Below are 10,481 nucleotides of genomic sequence, written 5' to 3' on the forward strand. Positions count from 1 at the left end.
GGTAGACGCCTGCGAGACTCCACCGGTCGGATGCCAACCAGAGCTTGGTGGATCGAGGTAAACCCGCGCTCGGATCGTTTCGAGCAGAAGTGATCGATATGGTTGTCACAGGTCAGGACCCAGCCGTCTCCGAGCCCAGGGGGATCCATGCGACTGCACGTCGACCAGCGCCACGAGCGGGTGCTCGAACTCGTCCGCGAGCGGGGCAGCCTGCGCGTCGCCGAACTCGCCGAAGAGCTCGGCATGTCCGCGGTCACCCTGCGCCGGGACGTGGAGGCGCTGGCGGCCCAGGGCCTGGTGGAGCGGCTGCACGGCGCGGTCGTCTGGCCCACGGGGCAGTCCCGGCCCGCCCCGGCCGCCGCCGCTGCCCCGGCCGAGGGGCTGGTCGTGGGCATGGTGGTGCCGACCACCGAGTACTACTACGCGGACGTGGTGCGCGGAGCCCGGGAGACCGTCGAGGCCGCGGGCGCCCGGCTGACCATCGGCCTCTCCCGCTACCTCCCGGACGAGGACGCCGCCCAGGCCCGCCGCCTGCTGTCCACGGGGGCCGACGGACTGCTGCTCACACCGAGCTGGGAGCACGGCCGCCCGGAGCCGGGCGAGGGGCTGTGGACGGCGGAGCAGGGGACGCCGGTGGTGCTGGTGGAGCGCTGGGCGCCGCTCGGGCACCCCGCGGCGAGCCTGGACCGGGTCCGCTCGGACCACGCGCACGGGGCCGCCGAAGCGGTGGCCCACCTGGCCCGGCTCGGGCACCGGGGCATCGCGCTCGCCGTGCAGGACAGCCCCACCGCGCCCCGGCTCCGGGCGGGATACCGGGCCGCCGTGGAGGCCTTGGGGCTCGATCCGGTCCCGGACTCACCGGGAGGAGGGGACCCCGCGCGGTCCGAGGCGGACCGGTTCGGGCGGACGCTGGAGTATCTGTGCCAAGGCGTGGCGAGCGGCACCGTGACCGCGGCGATCGTGCACAGCGACGCCGACGCGATCGTCCTCATCCCCCGGCTCCAGGCCCGGGGCGTCCGCGTCCCCGAGGACCTCGCGGTGATCACCTACGACGACGAGGTCGCCGGACTGGCGGACCTGCCGCTCACCGCTGTCTCCCCGGACAAGTACGCCGTGGGCGCCGCCGCCGCACGGCTGCTGCTGTCCCGGCTGGGCGTGCGGGGGCGGGGCGCGGCCGATCCCCGCGACGGGGGCCGGTCCTCCCGTCGGCACCTGGACATCCTGCCCGCGCTGCGGATCAGGGTCTCCTGCGGAGCGGACCACCCCTCCCGCTGAACGCGGGCGTGCACAGCGGAGAAAGTCGTGTCCGGGGCGAACTCGCCCAGCGGGCACGGCTTTTCGCCGTTCCCGGGTGCCGGGCCGAGGGGAGCTCACTCTCCGTCGCCCGTGATCGATTCGATTGAATTGGTCATTTGCTCTTGACGATGATCGGTTCTGCGCAAAATGATGTGTGCCGTTCGCCTCATCTCCCGCAGTCCGAGGTCTCGTAGGAGCCGGCCCATGCCCCGTAACGCCCGCACGTCCCGCCTCGCCCTCGCGGCGTCCGCCGCTTCCCTGGCCCTGCTCGCCACCGCCTGCGGCGGTTCGGGCTCGGACGCCTCGGGCCCCGGCGACGGCAAGCCCGTCACCCTGACCTACTGGTCGGCCACCGCGGGCGCCAAGGAGACGGCCGACGCGTTCAACAAGACGCACAGCGACATCAAGGTGAAGTTCTCCCTGGTGCCCGCGGGGCCCGAAGGCGTCACCAAGCTGTCCAACGCGGTCAAGGGCGGCAACGCCCCCGACCTGGCCACCATGGACTACTCCGCCCTGCCCGAGTACGCCAGCGAGGGCAACCTGGAAGACCTCACCCCCACCTCCGGCGACCTGGTGAGGAACGAGTTCCCCGAAGCGGTCCAGTCCTTGGTCAACCTCGGCGGCTCCACCTGGGCGGTGCCCTTCGACGTGACGCCCATCCAGCTCTACTACCGTAAGGACCTGTTCGCCGAGTACGGCGTCGAGGTGCCGAAGACCTGGGCGGAATACCGTACGGCCGCCGAGAAGATCCACCGGGCCGACCCGGACGTCACCGTCACCAACTTCGGCGGTGGCGACCCCGCCCTGCTCTCCGGCCTCGCCTGGCAGGCCGGCGCCCGGTGGTACGGCACCCAGGGCGACGCCTGGAAGGTGAACATCGACGACCCGGCCTCCCGGAAGGTCGCCGCCTACTGGGACGGCCTCCTCGCCGACGGTCTCGCCTCCAAGACGCCGCTCTGGGGTGAGGGCGAGAACAAGGAACGCGCCACCGGGAAGGTCGCCACCATCATCGGCGCCGCCTGGAGCGCGGGGAACTTCCCCGTCAGCTACCCCGACGCCGCGGGCAAGTGGGCCATAGCCCCCCTGCCCACCTGGGACGGCAAGCCCGGCACCGGCATGTACGGCGGAACCTCCTACATCGTGCCCAAGGGCAGCGAACACACCGAGGCGGCCGCCGAGTTCATCAAGTGGGTCACGACCGAGCCCGCCGCCATGACCGCCCGCCTCAGCTCGCTGAAGGCCCCCAGCAGCGCCCTGCCCGCCAACGAGGGCATGCGCGCCGCCGCCGCCGAGGAGTTCGACAACTCCTACTTCGGCGACCAGGACGTGTACGCCCTGGCGGGCGAGGCGGCCGACACCATCGTGCCCGGCTGGACCTGGGGTCCCGTGCAGCAGCAGGTCACCTCGGCGCAGATGGCGGCGGGCGGAGACCACACCAAGATGCTGAGCACCGGACAGGCGAAGGGCGAGAAGGCGGTCACCGACCGCGGCCTCAAGCTCGCGAAGTAGCCGGTGGCCGGTCCTTCCCCACCGGCACCCTCGCGGCCCGCGCGGCCCGCCCCGCCCTGTACCTCCCCGCTCAGCCCCACCCGCCGAAGGAGCAACAGGTGGCAGCCCCACTCGCCCGGCCGGCCAGGAAGACCACCCGCCCGGCCGCGCCCCACCCCGGCAGTCCCCCCGTCCCGGGCGGCCCCGGCAGTCCCTCCGGTCCGGGCGGCCCCGGCACCCGCCGCGGGCAGCGCCGTGCCGTGGCGCTCTTCACCGTGCCGTTCTTCGCCCTCTTCACCGCCGTCACCGTCCTGCCCCTACTGTACGCGCTCTGGATGAGCCTCTTCCGTGAGGAGTCCTCCGGCCTCGGATTCGGCGGCACCGAACGGGTCTTCGCCGGGCTCGGCAACTTCACCGAAGCCCTCGGCGACGACGCCTTCCTCCGCTCGTTCGGCAACATCGCCCTCTACTGCGCGCTGTACATCCCCGCCATGGTCGGCGGCGCACTCGTGCTGGCCCTGCTCGTCGACTCGGCCATGGCCCGCGCCCGGCGCTTCTTCCAGATCGCCTACTTCCTGCCGCACGCCGTCCCCGGCCTGATCGCCTCGCTGATCTGGCTCTACCTGTACACCCCGGGCCTCAGCCCGGTCACCGACGTCCTCGACGCCCTCGGCGCGCACTGGAACTTCTTCGGCGAGGACGAGGCGATCTTCTCCGTCGTCAACATCTCCGCCTGGCAGTGGACCGGCTACAACATGATCATTTTCTACGCGGGTCTCCAGGCCGTCCCCCGCGAGGTCCTGGAAGCCGCCACGGTCGACGGGGCCGGGGCGCTGCGCACCGCCCTCCAGGTCAAGATCCCCATGATCCGGCCGACCGTCGTCCTGACCCTGCTCTTCACCTGCGTCGGGGCCATCCAGCTCTTCGACGCCCCCAAACTCGTCCAGCTGCGGGCCAACACCATGGGGGAGGACTGGTCACCGACCATGTTCATCTACACCGTGGCCTTCAAGGGCCACGACTACGGCCTGGCCGCGGCGAGTTCGCTGATCCTCGCCCTCGTCGCGGGCCTGCTGTCCTTCGTCGTCACCAAGCTCGGCAACCGGTGGAAGGCCTCATGAGCACCCAGACTGCCACCCCCGGCGCACCCCCGGCCCCCGGGCCGCCCGCCCGCGCCGAACGCCGCACCCCCGCCCGGCCGCCCCGCCGCGGCAACCGCACCGGAAGCCTCACCTCCCGGGTCGTGGTCAACGGCGTCCTCGCCGTCGTCGCCGTCTACACCCTGATGCCGCTGACCTGGCTGGTCATCGCCTCCACGAAGGGCTACCGGGACCTCTTCGCCACCAACCCGTTCAGCCTGGGCGACTTCGCCCTGCTCTCCAACCTGGCGGCGCTGTTCGCCTACGACGACGGGGTCTTCCTCCGCTGGCTGCTCAACAGCCTGCTCTACACGGTCGTCGCCTCCGGGCTGTCCACCCTGATCTCGGTCGCCTGCGGCTACGCCTTCGACAAGTACGACTTCCGGGGCCGCGAGAAACTCTTCGGGGTCGTCCTCGTCGGCGTCCTCATCCCCTCCACCGTCGTCCAGCTCCCGCTCTACCTGATGGCTTCCGAACTCGGCCTGGTCAACACCTACTGGGCCGTCCTGATCCCCAGCCTCGTCAACCCGTTCGGCGTCTACCTGGCCCGCGTCTTCTCGGAGGGATACGTCCCCGGCGAGGTCCTGGAAGCGGCCCGGGTCGACGGTGCGGGGGAGCTGCGGACCTTTGTGAAGGTGTCCCTGCCGATGCTGGCCCCCGGCTTCGTGACCATCTTCCTGTTCTCGTTCACCGCCAGCTGGAACAACTTCTACGGCGCGCTCATGATGCTCAACGACGACCGGCTCTACCCCGTCAACCTGGGCCTGTTCATGTGGAACCAGAACGTCTACCAGCAGCCCGAGCTGTATCCGCTGGTCATCATCGGCTCCCTCGTCGCCGTGCTCCCCCTGATCGTCGCCTTCCTCTGCCTCCAGCGCTTCTGGCGCTCGGGCCTCACCGCAGGAGCCGTCAAGTGAGCCACCCCGCCCCGCCCCGGCGGCCCCGCCCGCGCACCGTACTGGCCATGAGCGGCGAGACCCGGGCCGCGGTGCTGCCCCCCGAGGCGCTGGACCGCATCGCCAGGGTCGCCGACCTCGTCCCCGGGCTCCTGGTCACCGACTTCGCCGCCGACGACCCGCTCCAGCGCGCCGAACTGCGCGACGCCGAGGTGCTGGTCACCGGGTGGGGCTGCCCACGCCTGGACCCGGCCGCCCTCACCGCCATGCCCCGGCTGCGGGCCGTGATCCACGCCGCGGGCTCGGTCAAGCACCACATCACCAAGGACGTCTGGGACCGCGGCATCGCCGTCAGCACCGCGGCGACGGCCAACGCCCTCCCCGTCGCGGAGTACACCGTCGCGGCGATCCTCCTCTCCAACAAGCGCGTCCTGGAGAGCGCCCGCCTCTACCGCGAGGAACGCTCCCGGGTGAACCTCCTCGCCCGGTTCCCCGACGTCGGCAACTACCGCCGCACCGTCGGCATCGTCGGCGCCTCCCGCATCGGCCGCCGCGTCGTCGAACTCCTGCGCCCGTACGACCTGCGCGTCCTGCTCCACGACCCCTACCTCACCGAGGACGCCGCCCACGCCCTCGGGGCGGAACCGGCCGGCCTGGACGCCCTGGTCTCCCGCAGCGACGTCGTCAGCATCCACGCACCGGAACTCCCCTCCACCCGGCACCTGTTCGACGCACCCCGCCTCGCGCGCATGCGGGACGGGGCCACCCTCATCAACACGGCGCGCGGCTCCCTGATCGACACCGACGCCCTGGTCAAGGAAGTCGCCACCGGACGCCTCGACGCGGTCCTCGACCACACCGACCCCGAGGTCCTGCCACCGGACTCACCGCTCTACGACCTGCCGAACGTGCTGCTCACCCCGCACATCGCCGGCTCCCAGGGCAACGAACTGCACCGGCTCGCGGACGCCGCCGCCGACGAACTCGAACGCTACGCCGACGGCCTGCCGTTCGCCCACCCGGTCGACCCGAGCACCCTGCACCAACAGGCCTGACCCGCACCCCTACCTCACCCGGGTACACCACCGCCGCCTCGTACCTCTCCGGAGACCCGTCATGTCCTCAGCCCGCCGGGTGCTCGTCGTCGGCATCGACGGAGTGCGCCTCGACACCCTGAACCGCGTGCCCACCCCGCACCTCGACTCGGTCGCCGACGCGGGCTTCCTGGCCCCCGTGATGGTGGCGGACACCACGCCCACCATGTCGGGGCCCTGCTGGGCGACCGTCGTCACCGGAGTCGACGTCACCAAGCACGCCGTGTGGAGCAACGACCTCAGCGGCCACCGCCTCGGCGTCTTCCCGGACTTCACCACCCGGCTGGCCCGCCAGGACGGCCGCCGCACCTACGTCGCCGCCGCCTGGGAACCTCTGGTCACCGTCGCCGACGGCGGCCCGATGCTGCGCCGCCCCACCCGGCTCACCCACCACGCCCCGGCCGCCGACACCCCCGAGGCCTGGGAGCGGGCCGACGACTCCACCGTGCGCGACGCGACGCACGTGCTCACCCACGAGGACCCGGAGGTCTCCTTCGTCTACCTCGGAGCCCCCGACGAGACCGCCCACCACCTGGGGTGCGGGACGGCGTACGAGGCGTCGATCGCCTCGGCGGACCACCGCCTCGGCGACCTGCTCGCCGCGGTGCGCGCCCGCTCCTCGTACGCGCGGGAGGCCTGGACGGTCCTCGTCGTCACCGACCACGGGCACCGCGACGAGGGCGGCCACGGCGGCCGCAGCGCCGCCGAACGGACCGCGTGGCTGGCCTGCGCGGGCCCGGACATCACGGCTGGGGCCCGCCCCGCCCGCCCGGTGCGGCACGAGGACGTCGCCGCCCAGGTGTACGCGGCCCTGGACCGTAGGCCCGACTCGCACTGGACGCTGGACGGAGCCGAGGTGCTCACCGTGCCGCGCGGTGTCCTCCTCGGTATGGACGGCACCCTCGTCGACACCGAACCCCGCTGGCTGGCGGCCGTCCGCGAGGTGGCCGCCGCTCACGGGCACGCCCTGACGGACCGGGAGAGCGCGGCGATGCGCGGTCTCAGCTGCGCGGACGCCGCGGCCCGGCTCGTCCGGCTGTGCCCCCGGCCAACGATCGCGATCCTGCTGGAGTCGGAGCTGGAGGACGCGTTCCTCGCCGCGGTGGAGACGGGCGTAGACCTGCGGCCCGGTGCTCGTACGCTGCTGGAGCGGCTGGTACGCGACGGCGTGCCCGCCGCCCTGGTCTCCGCCTCCCCGCGCGCAGTGGTGGACACCGTCCTGCGGACACTGGGCGGCGAGGCGTTCCGCACGACGCCGGCGGACGGCGAGAGCGACCGCTCCGGACCCGATCCCGACCCCTACCGGAAGGCGGCGGCCCGGCTGGGCCTGCCGCCCGAGGCCTGTTTGGCGATCGAGAACACCCCCACCGCGGTCGCCGCGGCCGAGGCGGCTGGCTGCCGGGTGCTGGCGGTCCCGACGGCGGAGCCGATCGCGTCCGCCCCGGGCCGACGGGTGGCACCGGACCTCACGGCGGTGCTCGGCGCCTTCGGGAGCGACCCCGGGTGAGCCGAACAGGACGTGCGCCGGGGCGGCGACCGAGTGGGCACCGCGCATCGCGCCCGCCGGGACACCACCCCGGCGCACGTCAGGCGGCGGGCGGCCGCCGCTGGGGGAGCACCCCGATCAGCCGGGTCACCGTCCGGGCCATCGCGTCCCGGCCCTCCGCCAGGTAGCGGCGCGGGTCCACGCCCTGCTCGTCCCGGGCCAGCCGGTCGCGTACCGCGCCGGTCAGCGCGATGTTCAGGGCCGTACCGATGTTGACCTTGGCGATCCCGCCCGCCACCGCGCGGGCCAGTTCCTCGTCGGAGGCCCCGGACGACCCGTGCAGCACCAACGGCACCGGTACCGCCGTCCGCAGTCCGGCCAGCAGGCCGTGGTCGATGCGGGCGTCCCGCGAGGTCATGGCGTGCGAGGTGCCGACCGCCACGGCCAGCGCGTCGACCCCGGTCGCCTCGACGAACGCCCGCGCCTCCCCGGGGTCCGTACGGGCTCCCGGGGCGTGCGCGTCGAGAGGGGCCTCCCCGTTCTTGCCGCCGACCTCGCCCAGCTCGGCCTCCAGCCACAGCCCCCGCTCGTGCGCCCAGGCCACGGCGTCCTGGGTGGCCGCCAGGTTCTGCGCGTACGGCAGCCGGGCCGCGTCGAACATCGCCGAGCTGAATCCGCAGTCCACCGCCTGATGCAGGAGTCCGGTCGACTGCACGTGGTCGAGGTGGAGGGAGACGGGGACGGCGGCCTGTTCGGCCAGCGCGGCGGCGGCACGGGCCAGCGGTCGCGGGCGCCCCCGGTGGTAGGCGACCGCGTTCTCGCTGATCTGGAGGATCACCGGGGACCCGGCGGCCTCCGCCCCCTCGGTGACGGCCTCGGCGTGCTCCAGGGTGATGACGTTGAACGCGGCGACCGCACGCTGCTGCGCGGCGGCCTCGGCGACCAGCTCGCCGGTGGCGGCGATGGGCATGGTGGCTCCGTGGTGAAGGTCTGTCGGACGGAGAGGAGAGGCCGGGCGGGTCAGGTTGTGCTGCTGAGGATGACGGAACGCGTGAGATGACGCGGCCGGTCCGGGTCGAGACCGCGGGCCTGCGCGATGGCGAGAGCGAGGCGCTGGACCCGGACCAGCTCGGCCAGCGGGTCGAGGCCGCCGGCCACCCAGCGGGCGCCCGTCGCGTGCACCTCGTCCATGAGCCCGGCCGGGGCCTCGCCCAGCATCCAGGTGGCGGTGGAGCGGGTGGAGATGCTGATGGGGCCGTGCCGGTACTCCATCGCCGGGTACGCCTCCGTCCAGGCGAGGGCCGCCTCGCGCATCTTCAGGGCCGCCTCGTTGGCGAGCCCCACGCTCCAGCCCTGTCCGAGGAAGGTGAACTGGCCGCACTCCACGAGTCCGTCGGGCAGCGGCTCGGCGAGCGCGACCTGGGCGTCCTCGACGACGGCGTCGGTGTGCAGGCCGAGGTGGGCGCGGAGGAGGGTCAGCGCGGAGGTCGCGAAGCGGGTCTGCACGACGGACTTCTCGTCGGCGAACTCCAGCACGACCGTGTCGTCGGCCATGGCCGCCATCGGGGTGTCGGGGTCGCCGATGACCACGGTCCGGCGGGTCGTCCCGGCGAGCTGCCCGAGCAGACCGAGGACTTCGGTCGTGGTGCCGGAGCGGCTCAGCGCCACCACCCGGTCGTAGGGCCGCCCGGCCGGGAACTCCGAGGCGGCGAACGCGTCGGTCTCGCCCTGGCCGCTGCCCTCGCGGAGGGCCGCGTAGGCCTGGGCCATGAAGTACGACGTCCCGCATCCGACGACGGCGATGCGCTCGCCGCTCTGCGGGAGCCGGTGAGCGAGGCCCGCCGCCATGCCGGCGGCCACCTGCCAGCAGTCGGGCTGACTGGCCAGCTCCTGCGCCACATACGTCATCTGGTGCTCCCTCTGTCCCCGCGTCCCCGCGCTCCACCGATACCCGTCGATGTTCGAAGCTGCATATTAGGGCAGCGTTTCAATCAATATCAAGCAGATGGGTGAGGGGTGATGCGGGCGACGCGTCTGTGCCCGCCCCCGCGTCGGCCGGGCGACGCGGTGTGGTGCGGGAGGGGTCCGCTCCACCGCCAAACCTCCTCCCTGCCCCGCGCCGAGGCGTCGCGCGAGCACATCGCGTTCCGGGAGCCTGGGTAGGGTGGCTGCGTTTGTGAAGACCGCGGAATGTCGCAGTTAAGGGGCTGGATTCATGGGTGCGTTGGCGGGAAAGGTCGCGTTGGTCACGGGGGCGAGCCGGGGCATCGGCCGGGGAATCGCCCGGAGGCTGGCGCGCGACGGGGCTCTGGTCGCCGTCCATTACGGTGCGCGGAAAGAAGCTGCGCAGGACGTGGTCGAGGAGATCGGGAAAGCGGGCGGCCAGGCTTTCGCCGTCGGCTCCCTGCTCGGCGTGGAGGGCGACGTGGCGACGCTGTACGAGGCGTTCGGCGCGGGAATGGCCGACCGGGGCGAGGAACCGGTCCTGGACATCCTGGTCAACAACGCCGGTACGAGCGGTTCGGGGCGGATAGGCGCGGCCTCACCGGAGAATTTCGACCTGCTGTTCGCGGTGAACGTGAAAGCCCCTCTGTTCCTCGTCCAGCACGGTCTGACGCTGATGCGGGACGACGGACGGATCGTCAACATCTCCTCGGCGGCCGCCCGTAAATCCTTTCCGGATTCGGTGATCTACTCCATGACCAAGGGGGCGCTGGAAACCCTGACGCTTGCGGTGGCAAAGGAAGTGGCGGGCCGGGGGATCACGGTGAACTCGGTGGTGCCGGGGTTCGTGGAGACCGACATGAACGCCAGGCGGCGCGAGACCCCCGAGGCCGCGGCGGCTCTGGCCGCCCAGTCCGTGTTCGGGCGCATAGGCCAGCCGGCCGACATCGCCGACGTCGTCGCCTTCCTCGCGTCCGACGACGCCCGCTGGGTCACCGGCCAGAGCATCGACGCCTCCGGAGGCACCGCGCTCTGACCGGCTGCCCGTCAGGGGCACGGCCCCGGCTCCCTCGACCGGCTCCTCCGCAGCGGGCGGGGGCGCTCGCGGGGCCGGGGACAGCCGCCCCGGCCCCGCGCC

Annotated in this window: 9 protein-coding genes; 7 read left to right on the forward strand and 2 right to left on the reverse strand. The window is 72.8% G+C overall.

Annotated elements, in window-relative coordinates; translation table 11 throughout:
• Positions 1-147 precede the first annotated feature (147 nt).
• The 6 genes from ACIRRU_RS15600 (at position 148) to ACIRRU_RS15625 (ending at position 7,420) form a co-directional block, all read left to right on the forward strand.
• Positions 148-1,275 (forward strand): substrate-binding domain-containing protein, encoded by a 1,128-nt coding sequence (locus ACIRRU_RS15600; protein ID WP_403680387.1) that lies wholly within the window; start codon positions 148-150, stop codon positions 1,273-1,275.
• Between the two features lie 225 nt (positions 1,276-1,500).
• Positions 1,501-2,805 (forward strand): ABC transporter substrate-binding protein, encoded by a 1,305-nt coding sequence (locus ACIRRU_RS15605; protein WP_403680389.1) that lies wholly within the window; start codon positions 1,501-1,503, stop codon positions 2,803-2,805.
• Positions 2,806-2,903: 98 nt separating this feature from the next.
• Complete coding sequence (locus ACIRRU_RS15610; RefSeq protein WP_403680392.1) at positions 2,904-3,905, forward strand: carbohydrate ABC transporter permease; 1,002 nt, start codon at positions 2,904-2,906, stop codon at positions 3,903-3,905.
• A complete protein-coding gene (locus tag ACIRRU_RS15615) occupies positions 3,902-4,840 on the forward strand; it encodes a carbohydrate ABC transporter permease (RefSeq protein WP_403680395.1) in 939 nt (312 codons plus the stop codon). The genes ACIRRU_RS15610 and ACIRRU_RS15615 overlap by 4 nt, the downstream gene beginning before the upstream one ends.
• The gene (locus tag ACIRRU_RS15620) at positions 4,837-5,874 is read left to right on the forward strand and encodes a hydroxyacid dehydrogenase (protein ID WP_403680398.1); all 1,038 of its coding nucleotides are present in this window, start codon (positions 4,837-4,839) and stop codon (positions 5,872-5,874) included. The genes ACIRRU_RS15615 and ACIRRU_RS15620 overlap by 4 nt, the downstream gene beginning before the upstream one ends.
• Positions 5,875-5,935: 61 nt before the next feature.
• Complete coding sequence (locus ACIRRU_RS15625; protein WP_403680401.1) at positions 5,936-7,420, forward strand: HAD-IA family hydrolase; 1,485 nt, start codon at positions 5,936-5,938, stop codon at positions 7,418-7,420.
• 79 nt (positions 7,421-7,499) lie between these two features.
• Here ACIRRU_RS15625 and ACIRRU_RS15630 read toward each other — a convergent pair whose 3' ends face one another.
• Positions 7,500-8,369 (reverse strand): ketose-bisphosphate aldolase, encoded by an 870-nt coding sequence (locus ACIRRU_RS15630; protein ID WP_403680403.1) that lies wholly within the window; start codon positions 8,367-8,369, stop codon positions 7,500-7,502.
• 50 nt (positions 8,370-8,419) lie between these two features.
• Complete coding sequence (locus tag ACIRRU_RS15635) at positions 8,420-9,307, reverse strand: SIS domain-containing protein (protein ID WP_403680406.1); 888 nt, start codon at positions 9,305-9,307, stop codon at positions 8,420-8,422.
• A 307-nt stretch (positions 9,308-9,614) separates the two neighbouring features.
• Between ACIRRU_RS15635 and ACIRRU_RS15640 the strand changes: the two genes are divergently transcribed.
• Positions 9,615-10,379, forward strand: a complete 765-nt coding sequence (locus ACIRRU_RS15640) for an SDR family oxidoreductase (protein ID WP_403680408.1) — start codon at positions 9,615-9,617, stop codon at positions 10,377-10,379.
• The last annotated feature ends 102 nt before the right edge of the window (positions 10,380-10,481 follow it).

Origin of the sequence: Streptomyces sp. NPDC101181 (assembly GCF_044767975.1) — a bacterium.
Lineage (GTDB): Bacteria > Actinomycetota > Actinomycetes > Streptomycetales > Streptomycetaceae > Streptomyces.

Bases quoted from the DNA above. Each gene is read 5' to 3' on its own strand.
- ACIRRU_RS15640 (WP_403680408.1), top strand. From the start codon at position 9,615: ATGGGTGCGTTGGCGGGAAAGGTCGCGTTGGTCACGGGGGCGAGCCGG.
- ACIRRU_RS15635 (WP_403680406.1), bottom strand. From the start codon at position 9,307: ATGACGTATGTGGCGCAGGAGCTGGCCAGTCAGCCCGACTGCTGGCAG.
- ACIRRU_RS15600 (WP_403680387.1), top strand. From the start codon at position 148: ATGCGACTGCACGTCGACCAGCGCCACGAGCGGGTGCTCGAACTCGTC.
- ACIRRU_RS15630 (WP_403680403.1), bottom strand. From the start codon at position 8,369: ATGCCCATCGCCGCCACCGGCGAGCTGGTCGCCGAGGCCGCCGCGCAG.
- ACIRRU_RS15615 (WP_403680395.1), top strand. From the start codon at position 3,902: ATGAGCACCCAGACTGCCACCCCCGGCGCACCCCCGGCCCCCGGGCCG.
- ACIRRU_RS15605 (WP_403680389.1), top strand. From the start codon at position 1,501: ATGCCCCGTAACGCCCGCACGTCCCGCCTCGCCCTCGCGGCGTCCGCC.
- ACIRRU_RS15625 (WP_403680401.1), top strand. From the start codon at position 5,936: ATGTCCTCAGCCCGCCGGGTGCTCGTCGTCGGCATCGACGGAGTGCGC.